Annotated in this window: 16 protein-coding genes; 7 read left to right on the forward strand and 9 right to left on the reverse strand. The window is 68.8% G+C overall.

Features of this window, described 5'->3' with window-relative positions; all coding sequences use genetic code 11:
• Positions 1 to 27 precede the first annotated feature (27 nt).
• Positions 28 to 201: a 50S ribosomal protein L32 gene (gene rpmF, locus G6N35_RS14420; protein WP_163804873.1), complete on the reverse strand. Its 174-nt coding sequence runs from the start codon at positions 199 to 201 to the stop codon at positions 28 to 30.
• Between the two features lie 242 nt (positions 202 to 443).
• Between rpmF and G6N35_RS14425 the strand changes: the two genes are divergently transcribed.
• The 7 genes from G6N35_RS14425 to G6N35_RS14455 all read left to right on the forward strand — a co-directional run bounded on the left by G6N35_RS14425 (position 444) and on the right by G6N35_RS14455 (position 9,532).
• Positions 444 to 2,138 (forward strand): acyclic terpene utilization AtuA family protein, encoded by a 1,695-nt coding sequence (locus tag G6N35_RS14425; RefSeq protein ID WP_407664623.1) that lies wholly within the window; start codon positions 444 to 446, stop codon positions 2,136 to 2,138.
• Positions 2,135 to 3,283, forward strand: coding sequence for an acyl-CoA dehydrogenase family protein (locus G6N35_RS14430; protein ID WP_163804875.1), 1,149 nt, complete (start codon positions 2,135 to 2,137; stop codon positions 3,281 to 3,283). Before G6N35_RS14425 ends, G6N35_RS14430 begins: the two co-directional genes overlap by 4 nt.
• A complete protein-coding gene (locus tag G6N35_RS14435) occupies positions 3,280 to 4,875 on the forward strand; it encodes an acyl-CoA carboxylase subunit beta (protein WP_163804876.1) in 1,596 nt (531 codons plus the stop codon). The genes G6N35_RS14430 and G6N35_RS14435 overlap by 4 nt, the downstream gene beginning before the upstream one ends.
• A gap of 40 nt (positions 4,876 to 4,915) precedes the next feature.
• The gene (locus G6N35_RS14440) at positions 4,916 to 6,907 is read left to right on the forward strand and encodes an ATP-binding protein (RefSeq protein ID WP_246224310.1); all 1,992 of its coding nucleotides are present in this window, start codon (positions 4,916 to 4,918) and stop codon (positions 6,905 to 6,907) included.
• A complete protein-coding gene (locus tag G6N35_RS14445; protein ID WP_163804878.1) occupies positions 6,904 to 8,070 on the forward strand; it encodes an acyl-CoA dehydrogenase family protein in 1,167 nt (388 codons plus the stop codon). Before G6N35_RS14440 ends, G6N35_RS14445 begins: the two co-directional genes overlap by 4 nt.
• 25 nt (positions 8,071 to 8,095) lie before the next feature.
• Entirely contained in the window at positions 8,096 to 8,875 is a 780-nt protein-coding gene (locus tag G6N35_RS14450) for an enoyl-CoA hydratase family protein (protein WP_163804879.1), read from the forward strand.
• A 66-nt stretch (positions 8,876 to 8,941) separates the two neighbouring features.
• Positions 8,942 to 9,532, forward strand: coding sequence for a DUF1707 SHOCT-like domain-containing protein (locus G6N35_RS14455; RefSeq protein ID WP_163804880.1), 591 nt, complete (start codon positions 8,942 to 8,944; stop codon positions 9,530 to 9,532).
• A 60-nt stretch (positions 9,533 to 9,592) separates the two neighbouring features.
• On the opposite strand, the gene G6N35_RS14460 is transcribed toward G6N35_RS14455, so the two are convergent.
• The 8 genes from G6N35_RS14460 to G6N35_RS14495 form a co-directional block, all read right to left on the reverse strand.
• On the reverse strand, positions 9,593 to 10,780 hold the full coding sequence (locus G6N35_RS14460; RefSeq protein WP_220098507.1) for a hypothetical protein: 1,188 nt from the start codon (positions 10,778 to 10,780) through the stop codon (positions 9,593 to 9,595).
• A 374-nt stretch (positions 10,781 to 11,154) separates the two neighbouring features.
• A complete protein-coding gene (locus tag G6N35_RS14465) occupies positions 11,155 to 13,146 on the reverse strand; it encodes a vWA domain-containing protein (RefSeq protein WP_163804882.1) in 1,992 nt (663 codons plus the stop codon).
• Positions 13,139 to 14,521: a sigma 54-interacting transcriptional regulator gene (locus tag G6N35_RS14470; RefSeq protein ID WP_163804883.1), complete on the reverse strand. Its 1,383-nt coding sequence runs from the start codon at positions 14,519 to 14,521 to the stop codon at positions 13,139 to 13,141. Before G6N35_RS14470 ends, G6N35_RS14465 begins: the two co-directional genes overlap by 8 nt.
• A 72-nt stretch (positions 14,522 to 14,593) precedes the next feature.
• Entirely contained in the window at positions 14,594 to 15,232 is a 639-nt protein-coding gene (locus G6N35_RS14475) for an LpqN/LpqT family lipoprotein (protein ID WP_163804884.1), read from the reverse strand.
• A gap of 8 nt (positions 15,233 to 15,240) precedes the next feature.
• Entirely contained in the window at positions 15,241 to 16,824 is a 1,584-nt protein-coding gene (gene purH, locus G6N35_RS14480) for a bifunctional phosphoribosylaminoimidazolecarboxamide formyltransferase/IMP cyclohydrolase (protein ID WP_179967359.1), read from the reverse strand.
• Positions 16,821 to 17,450, reverse strand: a complete 630-nt coding sequence (purN, locus tag G6N35_RS14485) for a phosphoribosylglycinamide formyltransferase (protein ID WP_163804885.1) — start codon at positions 17,448 to 17,450, stop codon at positions 16,821 to 16,823. Before purN ends, purH begins: the two co-directional genes overlap by 4 nt.
• A gap of 106 nt (positions 17,451 to 17,556) precedes the next feature.
• Positions 17,557 to 19,008, reverse strand: coding sequence for a cell division protein PerM (locus G6N35_RS14490; protein ID WP_163807682.1), 1,452 nt, complete (start codon positions 19,006 to 19,008; stop codon positions 17,557 to 17,559).
• Between the two features lie 48 nt (positions 19,009 to 19,056).
• Complete coding sequence (locus G6N35_RS14495; protein WP_163804886.1) at positions 19,057 to 19,872, reverse strand: DUF5336 domain-containing protein; 816 nt, start codon at positions 19,870 to 19,872, stop codon at positions 19,057 to 19,059.
• Between the last annotated feature and the right edge of the window lie 82 nt (positions 19,873 to 19,954).

The following is a 19,954-nucleotide window of genomic DNA, read 5'->3' on the forward strand; positions in this document are numbered from 1 at the left end:
CAGGCAATTCGCTGCTGGCGAACGGTGTCAGCGCTTGTCGAGATCGACGAGGCCGAGACGGGCCGCCTTGAGCAGCCGACGCGGCACCTTGTGCTGACGGCCCGCAACGGACACGTTGACCAAGCCGGTGGCTTCGGTCTTCCACTGCGAACGCCGACTGCGGGTGTTCGAGCGCGACATTCTGCGCTTGGGCACAGCCATGACGTACATCTCCTCGATCAGGGGTGTCGCCGCGCAAGGGCATGGATGCCGGCGGCCAACAGTTGCGTCTCAGGATAGCGGCTCACTCCGACGGGGTCCAAAACGAGCACCGCACGGGCCGCCGAGATCCGCGACGAGACGCGGCACCAGCCGGAAATGTGATCGGCACCACCCCTTGACGGGCGGCTGCTACCGCCGAGTAACCTACCGGTTGGTTGGGCCGTCGAGGGAGACAACGCGTGGTGGATGCGGTACGGATCGGCAATTGCTCCGGCTTCTACGGTGACCGCATCGCCGCCATGCACGAGATGCTCACCGGCGGTGAGCTGGACTACCTGACCGGGGACTACCTGGCCGAGCTGACCATGCTGATCCTCGGCCGCGACCGCATGAAAAGCCCCGACCGCGGCTACGCCAAGACATTTCTGACCCAGCTCGAACAATGCCTCGGCGTGGCCCACGAGCGCGGGGTGCGCATCGTCGCCAACGCCGGCGGGCTCAATCCCGCCGGGCTGGCCACCGCGGTGCGCGGCCTGGCCGAACGGCTCGGGATCGGAGTGACGGTCGCCCACGTCGAGGGTGACGACCTGCTGCCCCGGGCGGCAGTGCTGGGGTTGGGCGAGCCGCTGACGGCGAATGCCTACCTGGGGGCCTGGGGCATCGTCGACTGCCTGAACGCCGGCGCCGACATCGTCATCACCGGCCGGGTGACCGACGCCTCGGTGGTGGTCGGGCCGGCCGCCGCCCACTTCGGCTGGGCGCGCGACGACTACGACCGGCTGGCCGGTGCGGTGGTCGCCGGTCACGTCATCGAATGCGGCACCCAGGCCACCGGCGGCAACTACGCGTTCTTCACCGAGATCGCCGACCTCGGACACGCCGGCTTCCCGCTGGCCGAGGTCCATGCCGACGGTTCATCGGTGATCACCAAGCACCCGGGCACCGGCGGCCAGGTCAGCATCGGGACGGTCACCGCCCAACTGCTCTACGAGATCAGCGGCGCCCGCTACGCCAATCCTGACACGACCGCGCGCTTCGACACCATCGGACTCAGCGAGGACGGCCCCGATCGGGTACGGATCAGCGGGGTACGCGGCGAGCCACCGCCGCCGGCGGTGAAGGTGTCACTCAACAGCATCGGCGGGTTCCGCAATGCGGTGACGTTCATCCTGACCGGTCTGGACATCGAGCAGAAAGCCACCCTGGTGCGCAGCCAGTTGGAGTCCGCGCTCACGGCGACACCGGCCGAGATCGTGTGGACGCTGGCCCGCACCGACCGGCCCGACGCCGACACCGAGCAGACCGCCAGCGCACTGCTCACGTGCGTGGTGCGCGACCCCGATCCGAACACCGTCGGCCGCCGATTCTCCTCGGCCGCAGTCGAACTGGCCCTCGCAAGCTATCCCGGATTCACCTCCACTGCACCGCCCGGCGAGGCCCAGGTATACGGCGTTTTCACTGCCGGGTACGTACCGGCAGACGAGATCGAACACCTGGCCGTTCACCCGGACGGCAGCCGAACCCGGATCGAGGCACCGGCGCGGACCCTCGAACTGGGCGAGGTGGTGGCCCCGGAACTACCGGAGCCACTGGCGCCGGGGCCCACCCGACGACTCCCCCTCGGCGCGGTCGCCGGAGCCCGCAGCGGTGACAAGGGCGGCGCCGCCAACATCGGTGTCTGGGTTCGTACCGACGAGCAGTGGCGCTGGCTGGCACACACTCTCACCACGGATCTGCTACGCGAATTGCTACCGGAGACACAGGGTTTGCCGATCACCCGGCATCTGCTGCCCGGTTTGCGGGCGGTGAATTTCGACATCGACGGCATCCTCGGCAAGGGCGTCGCCTACAACGCCCGCTTCGACCCGCAGGCCAAAGGCCTCGGCGAGTGGCTACGCAGCCGCCACGTCGACATCCCGGAGGAGATTCTGCTGTGAGCATCTGGACCACCCCGCAGCGTCAGCAACTGCGCACAACCGTGCGCAGCTTCGCCGAGCGCGAGATCCTGCCGCACGCCGATGACTGGGAGCGCGCCGGCGAGCTACCCCGCGACCTGCACCGTCGGGCCGCCGAGATCGGCCTGCTGGGCACTGAACTGCCGGAGACGGTCGGCGGCGGGGGTGGCGATGCCGTCGACTCGGTGATCGTCTGCGAGGAGTTGCACCAATCCGGTGTTCCCGGTGGGGTTTTCGCGTCGTTGTTCACCTGCGGGATCGCGGTACCGCACATGGCGGCCTCCGGTGATGAGTACCTGATCGAGAAGTTCGTGCGGCCCACACTGGCCGGCGAGCTGATCGGATCGCTGGCCATCACCGAACCGGGCGGCGGCTCGGACGTGGGGCATCTGCGCACTACCGCTGTCCGGGACGGCGACCACTACGTCGTCAACGGCGCCAAGACCTACATCACGTCCGGGGTGCGGGCCGATTTCGTGGTCACCGCGGTGCGCACCGGTGGACCCGGCGCAGCCGGGGTGTCACTGCTGGTGGTGGAGAAAGGCACCCCTGGCTTCGAGGTGTCGCGCAAGCTGGACAAGATGGGCTGGCGGTCCTCCGACACCGCTGAGCTGTCCTACACCGATGTCCGAGTGCCCGTCGAGAACCTCGTCGGCGCCGAGAACTCGGGCTTTCTCCAGATCGCCGGGGCGTTCGTCTCCGAGCGCATCGGGCTTGCCGCACAGGCCTATTCGTCAGCCCAGCGTTGCCTGGACCTGACGGTGCAGTGGTGCCGAGACCGAGAGACGTTCGGCCGCCCGCTGATCTCGCGGCAGGCGGTGCAGAACACCCTGACCGAGATGGCCCGGCGAATCGACGTCGCCAGGGTGTATTCGCGGCATGTCGTGGAACGCCAACTAGCAGGTGAGAAAAATCTGATCGCCGAAGTCTGCTTCGCCAAGAACACCGCGGTCGAAGCCGGCGAATGGGTGGCCCACCAGGCGGTGCAGCTGTTCGGCGGAATGGGGTACATGACCGAATCGGAAGTCGAACGCCAATACCGCGACATGCGGATCATCGGGATCGGCGGCGGCACCACCGAGATCCTCACCGGCCTGGCCGCCAAGACGTTGGGATACCAGTCATGACCGCACTGCGTAGCCTGGTCGACCCGACGGCACCGGCCTACACCGAGGCGGCCGAGGTGATGTCGGCCAAGCTGGCCGAGATCGACACCGAGCTGGCCAAGGCTCTCGGCGGCGGCGGACCCAAATACGTGCAGCGCCACCACGCCCGCGGCAAGCTCACCGCGCGCGAACGCATCGAGCTGCTGCTCGACGCCGACGCGCCGTTCCTCGAACTGTGCCCGCTTGCCGCCTACGGGACCGACTTTCAGGTCGGCGCCAGCGTGGTCACCGGTATCGGGGTGGTCGAAGGCGTCGAGTGCATGCTGGTGGCCAACGACCCGACGGTCAAGGGCGGCACCAGCAACCCGTGGACCCTCAAGAAGATCCTGCGCGCCAACCAGATCGCGTTGGAGAACCGGCTGCCGGTCATCTCCCTGGTGGAATCGGGCGGCGCCGATCTGCCCACGCAGAAGGACATCTTCATCCCCGGCGGCCGGATGTTCCGCGACCTCACCCGGCTGTCGGCCGCCGGCATCCCGACCATCGCCCTGGTGTTCGGCAACTCCACCGCCGGTGGCGCCTACATCCCGGGCATGTCCGACCACGTGGTCATGATCAAGGAACGCTCCAAGGTGTTCCTCGCCGGGCCGCCCCTGGTCAAGATGGCCACCGGCGAGGAGTCGGACGACGAATCCCTCGGCGGGGCCGAAATGCACGCCCGCATTTCGGGTTTGGCCGACTACTTCGCCGTCGACGAACTCGACGCACTTCGGATCGGACGACGCATCGTGGCCCGACTGAACTGGGGCAAGCAAGGTCCACCGCCCAAGGCCGTCGTCCCGCCGCTGGCCGATCCCGATGAATTGCTCGGCATCGTCTCGGCTGACCTGCGGATCCCGTTCGACCCCCGCGAGATCATCGCCCGCATCTCCGACGGCTCGGATTTCGACGAGTTCAAACCGCTGTACGGCTCGTCACTGGTGACCGGCTGGGCCACCGTGCACGGCTACCCGCTGGGCATCCTGGCCAACGCCCGAGGCGTGCTGTTCAGCGAGGAATCCCAGAAGGCCACCCAGTTCATCCAACTGGCCAACCGATCCAACACGCCGTTGTTGTTCCTGCACAACACGACCGGCTACATGGTCGGCAAGGCCTACGAGGCAGGCGGGATGGTCAAACACGGTTCGATGATGATCAACGCCGTCTCGAACTCCACGGTGCCGCACATCTCGCTGCTCATCGGCGCCTCCTACGGCGCCGGCCACTACGGCATGTGCGGGCGCGCCTTTGACCCACGCTTCCTGTTCGCCTGGCCCAGCGCCAAATCGGCGGTGATGGGCGGCACCCAGCTGGCCGGCGTTCTGTCGATCGTCAACCGCGCCGCCACCGAGGCCCGCGGCGGCACGGTCGACGAGGATGCCGACGCGGCGCTGCGGGCGGCCGTCGAGGCCCAGATCGAGGCCGAGTCACTGCCGATGTTCTTGTCCGGCCGACTCTACGACGACGGGGTGATCGACCCGCGGGATACCCGCACCGTTCTGGGAATCTGCCTGTCCGCCATTGCCAATGGCCCGATCGAGGGGACGTCGAACTTCGGCGTCTTCCGGATGTGAGCGTGGCGATGAGCGCTCGCGCGAAGAGCAGAGGACAACAGTGATTACACGCGTGCTTGTCGCCAATCGGGGCGAGATCGCCCGCCGGGTGTTCGCCACCTGCCGCCGGCTCGGCATCGCCACCGTCGCCGTCTACACCGACCCCGATGCGCACTCCCCGCACGTCGGTGAGGCCGACACCCGGGTCCGGCTCGACGGGGTGAGCGGCTACCTCGATGCCGCACAGCTGATCGCCGCGGCCACCGCCTCCGGCGCCGACGCGGTGCATCCCGGCTACGGATTCCTCTCGGAGAACGCCGATTTCGCGGCCGCAGTCGTCGCCGCGGGGTTGACCTGGATCGGTCCGCCGGTGGCGGCCGTGCAGGCCATGGGTTCCAAGATCGAGGCCAAGAAGATGATGGCTGCCGCCGGAGTGCCGGTGCTGGCCGAACTCGATCCCGATACCGTCACCGAAACCCAGCTGCCGGTCCTGATCAAGGCGTCGGCCGGCGGGGGCGGCCGCGGGATGCGGGTGGTGACCGCACTGGCCGACCTGCCCGTCCAGGTGGCCGCCGCGCAGCGAGAAGCCCAGTCGGCCTTTGGCGATCCGACCGTCTTCTGCGAGCGCTACCTGCCCACCGGTCACCATGTCGAGGTGCAGGTGATGGCCGACCAGCACGGCACCGTATGGGCGGTCGGCGAGCGGGAATGCTCGATCCAGCGCCGTCACCAGAAGATCATCGAAGAGGCACCGTCACCGCTGGTGCAGCGGGTCCCCGGGATGCGCGAGCGCCTGTTCGAGGCGGCCCGGCTGGCCGCGGGCGCGATCGGCTACACCGGCGCAGGCACCGTCGAGTTCCTGGCCGACGACTCACCAGATCGGGCTGGCGAGTTCTTCTTCCTGGAGATGAACACCCGGCTGCAGGTCGAGCATCCGGTCACCGAACTCACCACCGGGACCGACCTGGTGGAATTGCAGCTGCTGGCCGCCGACGGCGAGCCGCTGCCCGGCCAGCCACCGACCGCCCGGGGGCATTCGATCGAGGCGCGCATCTACGCCGAGGACCCGGCGCAGAACTGGCAGCCGCAGGCCGGTCCGATCCATCATGTCGAAGTGCCCGGTGTAGCAACACAATTCGGCCGCATCCACGGTACCGGTGTGCGGCTCGACTCGGGCGTGGTCGACGGCACCACCGTGTCGATCCACTACGACCCGATGCTGGCCAAGGTCATCTCGTATGCCCCGACCCGGGCCCGCGCGGCGCACATCCTGGCCGACGCACTGGCCCGTACCCGGCTGCACGGCGTCCGTACCAACCGCGACCTGCTGGTGAACGTATTGCGGCACAGCGCCTTCCTGGCCGGCGCCACCGACACCGCGTTCTTCGACACCCACGGTCTGGCAGAGCTGGCACGGCCGCTGGCCGATCACCGGGCCGTCCGGTGGTCGGCTGTCGCCGCCGCCCTAGCCGACGCCGCGCACAACCGCGCCACCGCGCGCGTACTAGCCGGGATCCCCAGCGGCTGGCGCAATCTGGTCTCCGGAGACCAGCACAAGAGCTACCGCGGTACCGGCGGCGACGAGTTCCACGTGACCTACCGGTTCACCCGCGACGGTGTGCTGCTGCCCGAGGACGAGGACCTGCGCGTTCTCTCGGTCGCCCCGGACGAGGTGGTGCTGGCTGACGCCCACGGTGTGGCCACCGCACTGCGGGTGAGCAGCTACGGCGCCGACGTGTACGTCGACTCACCGCTGGGCGCGGTCACCTTCGCCGCGGTCCCACGATTTCCTGAGCCAGGTTCCGTGGTCGCCAAGGGCTCACTACTGGCACCCATGCCCGGCTCGGTGATCCGGCTGGGCGCGAGCCTGGGCGACACCGTGACACTCGGCCAGCCGCTGGTGTGGCTGGAGGCGATGAAGATGGAACACACCATCAGCGCTCCAGCCGACGGCGTCCTCACCCAGCTCGATGTCACCGTCGGCCAACAGGTCGACGTGGGAACTGTTCTGGCCCGGGTCCAGAGCCCGGTATCCGACGAAGGAGAAGCATGACCGACACCAGCTTCATCGAAAGCGACGAGCGCCAGGCGCTGCGCAAGGCCGTCGCCGCACTCGGGGCGAACTACGGCGCCGACTACTACCTGGAGCGCGCCCGGGCCGGCGGCCACACCGACGAATTGTGGCGGGAGGCAGGCCAACTCGGCTTCATCGGGGTAAACCTGCCCGAGGAGTACGGTGGCGGCGGCGCAGGCATGTACGAGTTGTCGCTGGTGATGGAGGAACTCTCGGCGGCGGGCTGCCCGCTGCTGATGATGGTGGTCTCCCCTGCGATCAACGGCACCATCATCGCCAAGTTCGGCACCGACGAACAGAAGAAGCGCTGGGTGCCGGGGATCGCCGACGGCTCGATCACCATGGCATTCGCCATCACCGAGCCCGACGCCGGGTCCAACTCGCACCGCATCACCACCACCGCCCGCCGCGACGGCAGCGACTGGATTCTGTCCGGTCAGAAGGTGTGGATCTCCGGGGTGGATCAGGCCCAGGCGCTACTGATCGTCGGCCGCACCGAAGAAGCGAAAACCGGCAACCTGCGGCCCGCGCTGTTCGTCGTCCCGACCGACACACCGGGCCTGAGCTACACCAGGATCCCGATGGAATTGGTCATGCCGGAAAGCCAGTTCCAGGTGTTCCTCGACGAGGTGCGCCTGCCCGCCGACGCCCTGGTCGGATCCGAGGACGCGGCGATCGCGCAGTTGTTCGCCGGGCTGAACCCGGAGCGGATCATGGGAGCGGCCAGCGCGGTCGGCATGGGCCGGCTGGCATTGACCAAGGCAGCCGACTACGTCAAGACACGGCAGGTGTGGAAGACCCCGATCGGCGCGCACCAGGGCATCGCACATCCGTTGGCGCAGGCCCACATCGAACTCGAACTGGCCAGGCTGATGATGCAGAAGGCCGCCACGCTGTACGACGCGGGGGACGACGCCGGAGCCGCCGAAGCCGCGAACATGGCGAAGTACGCCGCCGGCGAGTCGTCCACCCGCGCTGTGGACCAGGCCGTCCAGTCCCACGGCGGTAACGGCCTGAGCCAGGAGTACGGAATCGCCGCGATGCTCACCGCATCCCGGCTGTCGCGCATCGCGCCGGTCAGCCGCGAGATGATCCTCAACTTCGTCGCGCAGACCTCGCTGGGCCTGCCGCGGTCGTACTGAGAGCGGCGGGCAGGAGCGCAGCGACATGGGGACTGAGAGGGACAGGCTGGTCTCGTATGCGGTGGACGGACACGTCGCCCGGCTGACCCTGGACTCCCCGCATAACCGCAACGCACTGTCGACGCGCCTGGTCGAGCAGCTGCACGACGGGCTGCGCCGAGCCGCCGACGACCCCGCGGTGCGGGTGGTGGTGCTCGGCCACACCGGCGGGACGTTCTGCGCCGGCGCCGACCTCAGTGAGGCCTCCGGCGGCGACCCGGTCGAGACCACCGCGGCGCGGGCGCGCGAATTGGCCGACGTGCTGCGGGCGATCGTCGCGTCGCCACGACCGGTGGTGGCCGCCGTCGACGGGCACGTCCGCGCCGGTGGCATGGGCTTGGTCGGGGCGTGCGACCTGGCCGTCGCCGGCCCGCGCAGCACGTTCGCCCTCACCGAGGCGCGGATCGGGGTGGCCCCGGCGATCATCTCGCTGACCCTGCTGCCGAAGTTGTCGGCCCGGGCGGCTGCCCGCTACTACCTCACCGGCGAGACGTTCAGCTCCGCGCAGGCCGCTGCGATCGGACTCATCACCGTGGCCGCCGACGATGTGGCGGCCACGGTGGCCGAGTTGGCCGCGGAGCTGGTCAAGGGTTCACCCCAGGGACTGGCGGCGTCAAAGGCGTTGACCACCGCGGAGGTCCTGGCCGGTTTCGACCGGGACGCTGAGCGGTTGGCAACCGAATCGGCGCGGTTGTTCGTCTCTGAGGAAGCCCGGGAGGGGATGCTGGCGTTCCTGCAGAAGCGCCCACCCAGCTGGCTGCAATAGAACGCTCATGTGACAGATCAGCGAACACTATTGCGGTTGCGAGGCAGAGCCGTACCCTCGTATGCGATGAGCAACTTGACTCCCCGGGACGCGTCGATGCGGGTCGCCGATGCCGACCGCATCCAGGTCGCACAGTTGCTCGGCGAAGCGGCCGCTCAAGGTCGGCTCGACGTCAGCGAGTACGAGCGCCGACTGTCCGCGGCGTATGCCGCCACCACGTACGAGGAACTCGAACGGCTCACCGATGATCTGCCCGGTGCTCCGGAGACCCCACGCCGGCGCGGCTCTGGCAGGCCTGCGCCGTCGACGCTGCTGCTGGCCATCCTCAGCGGATTCGAGCGGCGCGGCCGCTGGAACGTACCGGGCCGGATGACCACGTTCACCCTGTTCGGTGGCGGCGTCGTCGATCTGCGCTACGCCGACTTCACCTCGACCGATGTCGAGATCCACGCATACTCGATCATGGGTGGCCAGACGATCCTGCTGCCGCCGGAGGTCAATGTCGAGGTCCACGGTGTCGCGGTGATGGGCGGGTTCGACCACGCCGTCGATGGTCAGGGCACACCCGGGGCCCCCACGGTCACCATCCGCGGCTTCTCGCTGTGGGGCGGGGTCAGCATCAAACGCAAGAACCGCAAGAGCGGCCCGACGGCTTAACCCGCACAACAACATCGGCCCCTTCCGAGTGGAAGGGGCCGATGTTGTTCATGGCTGTGATCAGCCCTTGGCGCTGCCGCCCGACGCGCCGGAGCCGCCGCTACCGGCGTCGCTCGACGAGCCGGAGTCCGACTTGTCAGCCTTCTTGCCCGAGATCGCATCGGAGATCTTCTGGCCGATCTTGGCCAGCGGGTTCTCCGACTTGGCGGTCTTCGGAGCCTTGACGGTCGGGGTCGCCTTGGGCAGGGTGCCGGTGCTGGCATCCGTGCTGTCGGCCGAGGTGGTTTCGGTCGACTTGGTGTCGGTCGAGGTGGTGTCGGTGGAGGGGGCCGACTCGGTGCTGGCGGCCGGGGTGACGGTCGCGTCGCTCGAGGTGGTGACCACGGTGTCCTTCTTGAAGCCACCGGTAGCCTTCGGAGCGGCCTCAGTGGTGGTGGTGGTGTCGGCCGCGGTGGTGGTGTCCGCCGGCTTGGTCTCACCGGTGGTGGCGGTCTCCGTGGTGGCCGCCAGCGTCGCGGTCTTGGCAGCGGCCGCCGCCGAAGAGTTGGCGTTGGCGTTGGCCGACGGCAGCGCGTCGCTGATCGAGGTGACGATGTAGCTCAGCACTGCGGACAAGCCGGGAGTTCCGTAGTTGAATTTGCCGTCCGGGGTCTGGCCGTAGAAGAACAGGCCGGCCAGGATGCCGCCACCGATGGTGATCGGGCCGAGCGTGATCTTGGGCAGCGCCTGAGCCGCCGAGTACAGCAGGGCGTTGACGGTGCTGGTCACGCCGTACTTGAAGACGGTGTCGGCGACCAGGGCGGGAACCGAGCCCTCACCGAAGATCTGGTTGACGGCCACGTCGATGACCGCCGGAACGCCGCCGGCCTCGAAGAAGTAGTTGTCCAGGGTCAGGCCGCTGCTGCCCTCCGAGCTGGTGCAGGTGTTGGAGGTGGCGCAGTCGATGATGTAGTAGGCGACACCGGACAGTCCGCTGACGTAGATCGGCGAGCTGGTCTGGTAATACGGCGTGTTCTCGTTGAGGAACCCGCCCCAGCCGAACCAGAAGGCGTCGTTGATGCCCTGCGTGGTGATCTCGCTGATCGAGGTCAGCTCGTACTTCGCGGTCGACAACGCGAGCGGGGCGAGTGAGGACGATGCCACCGTGACATCGCTGGTAGGAACGACTGCCGGCACAGCGGCGACAACGGCAGCAGCGCTGGCGAGCGCGACTCCTGTCATGACGATTGGCCGAGTTCGTGACGCCATTGCTGATTCCCCTTGCTGGTGCGGGTTCGCCCAGGTTGTGACGAACTCGATGCTTTGCTGATACGAATCTTAGAAGATCCTGATGAATACTAAGGGGCTGTTTGCCGTCTAGCAAGCGGTACGAGGGAAATCGGCAGCCAGCAAGTTTCTCAATCGTCACAGCTCTTACATAGCTTCGGCACTCTGCGCGTTGCCGGGCGCTCCGACTGGTACCGTCCGTCGACCAGCGCCTAGCACGTGTTCGCTAACATTGCACGCCGTAGAACGATGGCGTTAATAACCCTGTTGTTTGCCACGCTCTCAGGTGTCAATATTGCGCCGGCGAAACACGGTGAAACATTCCCAGTGTTTGCTGCGCGGTATTGGCCGGCGGTTCAGCGCCGACGTCTACGCGACCGAAGATAATCGCCGACGACGGCGGCACCCAGTCCGTCGAGATCCGGCTCCACCACCCTGCCCTCGACCCGGCGAGCAACCTGATCGATGAATCGCGCCAGCCCCGGATCGTCCCCCAGCCGGAAGATCGTCACCTGGGCGCCGAGGCGGGCCACCTCGTCGAAGCCGCGGACGGTGTGGGCGATGGTCCGCGGGTGCGGCGGGTAATCAAAAAACACCGACGAGCCGCGGCCGTCGAAGTCTTCGAGGTGGGCGGTGGGCTCACCGTCGGTGACGACCAGGACTACCGGTTGTGCGTTCGGATGCCTACGCAGATGCCGTACCGCCAGGGCCAGCGCGTGGTGCAGGTTGGTGCCCTGCTCGTAGACGCCTTCCAGCCCGGTGAGCTCGGCGGCGGTGACGGTCCTGGCGTAGCGGCCGAAGGCGACGATCTGCAACGCGTCGGACCGGAACCGGGTGCTCACCAGATGATTCAGGGCCAGCGCGGTCTGCTTCATCGGCAGCCAGCGGTTCTCCATCACCATCGAGAACGAGGTGTCGACCAGCAGCGCCACCGCCGCCTGGGTGCGGGTCTCGGTCTCGGAGACCTCGACGTCGTCGACGGCGATCCGCAACGGACCTTCCGTATCCTTGGTTCCGGCCCGCCGCAGCACCGCATTGGTCAGCGTGCGGGTGACGTTCCACGGCTCGGTGTCGCCGAACGCCCACGGACGGGTGGCACCGGTGAGTTCGCCGGCCGCACCGGCCCGTCGGGTGGCCCGTTCACCGTGTCGACCCGACAGCTGCTGGGCGACATCGCGTAGCGCGGCCTGCCCGAGCTGACGCATGGCCTTCGGCGACAGCCGCCACTGCCCGTCGGATCCACGGTCCAGGAAGCCCTGGTTCATCAGGGCGCGTTCGAGTTCGGCCAGCGTGCGGGCGTCGATCGCGGCCTGGTCGCCGAGTTGGCGGGCCAGCGCGTCGAGGTCGACGTCGTCCATGGAGGCCCCGGCATAGCTCTGCGACAGCTGCTCGGCGAGCTGCTCGAGTTCGGCGATATCCGACAGGGCTTGGGCGCCCTCCCCCATCCCGAGCGGGTTGTCGCCGGAGAACTCCGAGGAGCCGTTCCAGTCCTCACCCGGGCGGGCGGCCTGCAAGTGCGCGTCGAGCCGGTTCAGTGCGTTCATCAACTGCGGCGAGCCGAACGCCTGCTGCGCCAGGGCATCGAGCTCGGCGCGCTGATCCGGGGTCAGGCTGTTGCGGAACCGCTGCGCCGCCGCGGCCCGCTTGGCCAGCGAGTCCAGCAGTTCCTCGACGTTGCGCGGATTCTCCGGGAAGTACTGGCCGTGCTTGGCCATGAAGTTCTCGAAGTCCTCCTGGGAGTCCTCGCCGCGAGAGTGCTTGTCCAGCAGGTCGTTCAGGTCGTCGAGCATCTCGTTGACAGCCTGGCGGTCTTCGTCGGTGGCGTTCTCCAGGGCCTGCTTCATTCCGGCAAAGCGCTGGTCGAGCATCTCCCGACCCATCAGATCCTTGATCTGCTCGTACTTCTGCCGCGCCTCGGGGCTGCGCCAGTCGTAGTCGGACAGTTCCTGGACGGCCTTGGCCGGCGACGGGGAGAGCGCCTCGATCTGCAACTCGGAGAACCGGGCGTCGTCGTCGAGGGCGCGGGCCAACTCCTTGCGTTCGGCCAGCACCGCCTCGTCGAGCAGCTTCTTGATCTCCTGCAGGGTGCCGTCAAGGTTGTTGCGGCTCAACAACTCTCGGCGGCGGCGGTTCACCTCGGCGGCCAGCCGGTCGGCACCGCGCATATTGGGCGTGCCGCGGCGCAGCAGCTCGGACAGGGCGCGGCGCGGTGAGGTGCCCGCCATGACGTCCTGGCCGATCTGCTCGAGCGCCTCACGAAGGTCCACCGGCGGGGCCAGTGGATCGGGTCCTCCGGTATAGGCGGAGTAGCGGGAATCGTGCCCGTGTCCCCGATTGGGTTTAGCCATAGACGGTTTCGCCCTCGCCGGTCACCTTGTCGATGCGCTTGGCCAGATACAGCGCCTCCAGCGCCAACTCCAGTGCGGCGGCGCGCTGCCCGTCAGACTGCGCATCGAGCCGATCGGCGATCGCGTCGATGACCGGCAGGTCGGGCAGCGCGGCCAGCACATCCTTGGCCGAGACCTGTTCACCGGTGGTCACCGCCGATCCACCCTCGACAGCAGCCACCAGCGGCCCGACGTCGATCCCGCCGAGCACCCGCTGGGCGGTGTCGGCGGTGGCCCGGCGCAGCAGGTGTTCGAGCACCGCCTGTTCGCGGCCTTCCTCACCGGATTCGAATTCGAGCTTGCCGCGCAGCACGTCGACGATCGTGCCCAGATCGACCACCCGGGCCACCGGCTCGTCCTCACCGAGCACCGCGCCGCGGTGGCGAGCCGAGGCGGCGACGGTCTCGGCGGCCGCGATGGCGAAGCGGGCCGACACCCCGGAGCGCTGGTCGACGGAGTTGGACTCGCGAAGGTAGCGGGCGAAGCGGGCAATGATCTGCATCAGGTAGATCGGAACCTGTGCGGACAGGTGCGCTTCCTGGCTGATGACGCCGACTTCGGCGTCCAGTTCGCGCGGATAGTGGGTACGGATCTCGGCGCCGAAGCGGTCCTTGAGCGGGGTGATGATGCGGCCGCGATTGGTGTAGTCCTCCGGGTTGGCGCTGGCGACGACCAGCACGTCCAGCGGCAGCCGCAGGGTGTAGCCGCGGACCTGGATGTCGCGCTCCTCCATCACGTTGAGCATCGAGACCTGGATCCGCTCGGCGAGGTCGGGCAGCTCGTTGACGGCGACGATGCCGCGGTGCGCCCGCGGGATCAGGCCGTAGGCGATGGTCTCCGGGTCACCGAGGCTGCGGCCCTCGGCCACCTTGATCGGGTCGATGTCGCCGACCAGGTCGGCCACGCTGGTATCCGGGGTGGCCAGCTTCTCGGTGTACCGCTCGCTGCGGTGCCGCCAGCTGATGGGCAGGTCGTCACCGGACTCCGCAACGCGGCGGATCGACTGCGGCGTGATCGGCGAGTACGGGTGCTCGCCGAGTTCGGCTCCCTCGATCACCGGGGTCCACTCGTCGAGCAGGTTGGCCAGTGAGCGCAGGATGCGGGTCTTACCCTGGCCGCGTTCACCGAGCAGGACGAAATCGTGGCCGGCGATCAGGGCCCGCTCCAGCTGCGGGATCACGGTGTCCTCGAAGCCGAAGATGCCTGGCCAGACGTCATCGCCTTCGGCCAGCGCGGAGAGCAGGTTCTCCCGGAGCTCCTCCTTGACGGTGCGCTCCCGATGCCCGGAGGCACGCAGTTCGCCGAGGGTGCGGGGAAGGTTGTCAGGTGACGTCACTCCTCCACGCTACGACTGCCGTCGCGCACCGGCACCCGCTACCTCCTTACCCGTGCGTGACGGTGTGCCGACTCAGGCCGGGGAGAGCATCTGGAATCCGGTCAGAATGGCCTCCGCGTCCCGCTGGAAGGTGGGGTTGTCGGGGTCGGCGCTCTGCACCGTGACCGTCATCGCGTAGGTGCGGGCCCCGCTCTGCAGCACCGCGCACAGCACCCGGGCCGGATGCGGCGGTAAACCGCCGACCGACGGCATCTGATAGTCGATGGTTGCAGCGGGCAGCCCGCACAGCGTGGTGTTGGCGGTCTGCATGTCCTTGGCCCCGAGGCCGGACCGAAGGCCCTGGCGCTGGGCCTCGAAGACGTCGTCGGGCTCGGTCAGGCCGGGCCTGCTCTCCAGCGTCACCACCGCGGTCGGCGCGAACCCCGCGGTGGCCAGTCCGGTATTGCGCATGGTGTAGCGGATGAGCTCGGAATCCATCATCGTCACCCGCTCCCAGCCGGCGGGTTGCGGGATCTTCAGCACCGGCTCACCGGGGCCGCGGGGCGGAATCGCGGTCAGCGGGGCGTCGACGGTGGTGCAGTCGGTCGCGGTGCCACCCGAGGTGCCGAGGTTGGGGGCGGCCACCCCGCGGGCGTCGTCGATGACCCGGGTGCAGGATGTGACCAGCACCAGGGTCGCCGCTGCGACCATCACCACCCGCGGGGTCCTCATCGCCGGCCTCAGTGCGCGAAGTGCCGGGCGCCGGTGAGGTACAACGTGATTCCCGCCTTGGCGGCGGCCTCGGTGACGAGCTCGTCGCGCAGCGATCCACCGGGGTGGACGATCGCCTTCACGCCCGCGGCGGTCAGTGTCTCCAGCCCGTCGGGGAACGGGAAGAAGGCGTCGCTGGCGGCGACGGCGCCGCGCACCCGGTCCCCACCACGCTCGACGGCCAGTCGGGCGGCGTCGACCCGGTTGACCTGACCCATACCCACTCCAACGGTGGCACCGTCGGCGGCGACGACGATCGCGTTGGACTTCACCGCCCGGCAAGTGCGCCAGGCGAAGGCCAGGTCGGCCAGGGTGGCCGGGTCGGCGGGCTCGCCGGTGGCCAGCGTCCAGTTGGCCGGGTCGTCACCGGGGGCGTTGATGCTGTCGCGTTCCTGCATGAGCAGACCGCCGCTGATCTGGCGGATCTCCACCCCGTCGACCGGCGGCTCGGCGGCCACCAGCACGCGAATGTTCTTCTTACGGGCCAGGATCTCGACCGCGCCCGGCTCATAGGCCGGGGCGATGATGACCTCGGTGAAGATCTCCGAGACGAACTCGGCCATTTCCACGGTCACCTCGGTGTTGGCGGCGATCACGCCACCGAACGCCGACAGCGGATCGCACTCATGGGCCTTGCGATGCGCGTCGGCCACCGACACCGAGGAGATCGCGATACCGCAGGGGTTGGCGTGCTTGATGATCGCCACGCAGATCTGCTCGTGGTCGAACGCGGCCCGCCAGGCGGCGTCGGCATCGGTGAAGTTGTTGTAGGACATCTCTTTTCCGTGCAGCTGCTGCGCCTGCGCCAGGCCCGGCCAGCCCACGTCGTCGCTGTAGAGCGCGGCCTGCTGATGCGGGTTCTCGCCATAGCGCAGCAGCGAGGTGCGCCGCCAGGTGCGGCCGAACCACGGCGGCAGGAACCCCGGCGCCTCGCCCTCTTCGGGGGCCAGGGTGAAGCCCATCCAGCTCGCCACCGCGACGTCGTATTCGGCGGTGTGCCGGAAGGCCAGCGACGCCAGCTTCTTGCGCTCATCGAAGGTGAATCCGCCGGCCCGGACCGCGGCGAGCACCCCGTCGTAGCCCAGCGGGTCCACCACGACGGCGACACTGGCATGGTTCTTGGCCGCGGCGCGCACCATCGACGGGCCGCCGATGTCGATCTGCTCGACGCACTCGTCGATCTCGGCGCCGGAGTCCACCGTCTCGCTGAACGGGTAGAGGTTGACCACCACGAGGTCGAACGGCTCGATGTTGAGCTTCTCCAGCGCAGCGACGTGCTCGGGGTTGCGGGTGTCGGCGAGCAGCCCGGCGTGGATGTGCGGATGCAGGGTCTTGACCCGGCCGTCGAGCACCTCGGGAAAACCGGTCACCGTTTCCACCGGGGTCACCGGAATGCCCTTGCTGGCAATGGTTTTGGCGGTCGAACCGGTGGAGACAATGTCAACCCCGGCGTCATGCAGGCCCTGCGCGAGTGGGATCAGGCCACTCTTGTCGTACACGCTGATCAGTGCCCGCCGGATCGGCCTCTTGCCGATCAATGTCCCCGACGTCATCCTATGGTCGCCTTTCTGCCACTCCAGGTCACACCGCGCGTTGCCACCGCGGCCAGCACGTCCACCAGCAGTCGCCGTTCGACGACCTTGATGCGCTCGTGCAATGTGTCTTCATCATCGCCGTCGAGGACCTCGACGGCCTGTTGGGCCAGGATCGGCCCGGTGTCCATCCCGGCGTCGACCAGGTGAACAGTGCATCCGGTGACCCTGACACCGTAATTCAGCGCGTCGGGCACCGCGTGCGCGCCGGGGAAGGCGGGCAGCAACGCCGGATGGGTGTTGACCACCCTGCCGATGAAACGCGAAAGGAACTCGGGGCCAAGGATTTTCATGAAACCTGCCGAGACGATCAGGTCAGGCTGATGGGCTGCGGTGGCATCGGCGATCGCGGTATCCCAGGCGGCCCGGTCAGGGTGGTCGCCCAGCCGTACGCAGTAGGACGGAATGCCCGCGTCCTGTGCGATCTGCACGGCCTTGCAGTCACGGTCCACCCCGACCGCGACGATGCGGGCCGGGTAGTCGCCCACCGCGGAGTCGAGCAGCGAGGCCAGCAGCGATCCGGTTCCCGAAGCCAGGACGACGACGCGGGCCGGCGCGCTGGGCGGGATGCTGAGGGGATGCTGCACGGCGATGAGCCTAGCTGTGGTTTGACCCTAATGAGACCGGGCACCCGGCCGATCGCCGCGAGATTGCCGTCCTGCAGGCCGCTACTCGCACTTTGTCGGCGTGAGCTCAGTCCCGCGGCGGGTGCGGCTCGTCGGCCTCGATGTCGGCGTCGACGAACATCAGATCCTCGACATCCTCGAGGTCGGGAGCGGGCCGCACCGGCCGTGGCGGCGCAGCTGGCGGCTTCGGCTCCGGCTCGGGTTCCGGCCCGGGCTGGGGCTCGGGCTCGGGCACCAGTTCGGCGTCGATCACCTCCGCGTCGATCAACTCCGCCTCGATCACCGGGCCCTGGTCGTCGACGACCGGCTCGCCGAAGACGATCGGTTCGGTCATCGGCTCGCCATCGGGTTCGGCGACCACCAGCGGCGCCTTGATCACCGGCTTGGGCCGGCGAACCACACCGCCGGCCATCACCACCGTCAGCGCGCCGACGACGAAGAACCAGAAGAACACCCCGGGCCCGAACGTCGACTGGTCTACCCCGACGTCGCCGAAGTTGCCCAGTTTCCCGCCCCCGGCATAGCCGAGCAGCGCCATCGTCGCCGCGGACAGCAGGGCGGCCACCGCGAGCTTGCCCAGCGCCGCCGGCAGCGGCAGCGGCCGGCGGGCACACTGCTGGCCCACCGCCACCCCGGCTGCGGCTCCGACGATCAGCAGGGCGACCCACACCGGGCCCAGCGGCGGTGTGGGCACCGCCGCCAGGATCGGCAGCGCCGGGATGTCACCGCCGAACACGGTGAACGAACTGAACGTCGCGAAGCCGATGTGCGCGCTGGATCCGACGGCCACCGCCGATGTCCCCACGATGACGTTGGGTGCATACAGGACCGACAGCAGCGTCAGGCTCAGCTGGCCGAACAGTGAGTCGGTGATCGCGAACAGGTCGTGCATGGTGCCCCAGTGCACGACCAGCGACCCGGCCGTCACCGCGGCCGACAGCCCGAACAGGGCCAGCATTCCGGCCGCGGCAGCGCGCACCGTGTCGCCCAGCCAGAGCGGCAGCCCGAGGGAGCGCAGCGCGCGCCATCCCACCTGCGAGCCCACCCCGATCAGGGCGCCGACGGCATGCACCGCCAGCACACCGGAGAATGCCCGCAACGCGCTGGGGGTCTGCAGATCCGTGATCACCGAGGAGGCGTCGTGGATGACCGCCAGCGCGATCGCCGCGACCAGCAGCGGTCCGCCGAGCGCCGACGCCACGATCCAGCGGGTCACGAACCACGATGCACGCGGCGAGGTGGCGGCGGCGGTGGTGCGGGCCGTCCCCCACACCATCACCAGCACCGGCAGTAGCGGCAGTGCGCCGAGCTGATGTCCGGCGATCGAGACGGGCACCTGGTGTACCGCCAGCCACATGCTGGCGACGGCACCGAGGGTGCCGGTCATATCGCTGTTGGCGATGACGAGCTGTAGCAGCGTGACCGCGGTGATCACCACGAGCGCAACCAGGGCCGGGCCGAAGGCAACCCGGACCAGGTCACGCGCCTGGCGCGCGCCGACGGGCCGCTGGTCCTCCATTCGCGTCACAGGTCGCGCTGGTATCCGGAACGCGCGAGGCGCACCCGGTTAGGACGGTGCCGGGCCAGACGGCGACGACGGTGCGGACGGCGCCTGGGACTGTTGCCCGGGTTGTCCGGGGGCCGGCTGCTGGCCGGAGCCGACCGACGGCGGCGGGCTGAAGCTGGGGAATCCGGTGGGCGGGGTGGGCGGCCCACTCTGCGGGCCGGGTGCGGAGAAGCCGCCGCCGGACGGGTAGCCGCCGTACTGGGACGGGTAACCGGGACGCTGACCCGGGCCCTGCGGTCCGGGCTGCGGACCAACCTGCTGACCGTAGTAGCCACCCGGGGGCGGGCCGTACTGGCCGTACTGGTCGTAGCGGGGCCGCGGGGCGGGCGCGGTGATGACTCCGGCCTCCAGCAGCAGCGCCGCGACGGCGGCGGCCGCTTCCAGGATGGTGAACGTGAGGACCACCCACAGCGCCCAGCCGATCGAGAAGCCCGCCGGCTTGCTGACCACCTGCGCGATGACCAGCAGCACAGCGAGCACCGAGATCGCGGCGACGACCGCGGTGTAGGGCTTGGCCTTGGGCACCAGGCTGACGGCGGCGAGCAGCGCGGCGAGCACGGCCGCGATCACGGGGTAGCCGCCACCGCTGCCGGTGAGTTCGGCACCGCCGAACGGGCCGAGTTCGGCGGTCACGGTGAACACCGGTCCGAAGCTGGCCAGGTAGGCGACCAGGCCGGCCACCACAACGCCGATCGTCAGATACAGGGGCAGCTTGCTCGGTCCCGGGTCGCTCGGGGCGAACGACGGCCCGGCAGCCCCGTACGCGCCCTGCGGCTGCGTGGGCGGGTAGCCCGGGTTGTTGGGCGGGTAGGTCATGGCCTCTCCTTCAGCCTTGGCGCGCCGCGCTCCCCTGCGGCGCTGCGTCGGTTGTGGCACTCGAACGGACCCACTGGCCCAG

The organism is Mycolicibacterium anyangense, assembly GCF_010731855.1.
Classification (GTDB): domain Bacteria; phylum Actinomycetota; class Actinomycetes; order Mycobacteriales; family Mycobacteriaceae; genus Mycobacterium; species Mycobacterium anyangense.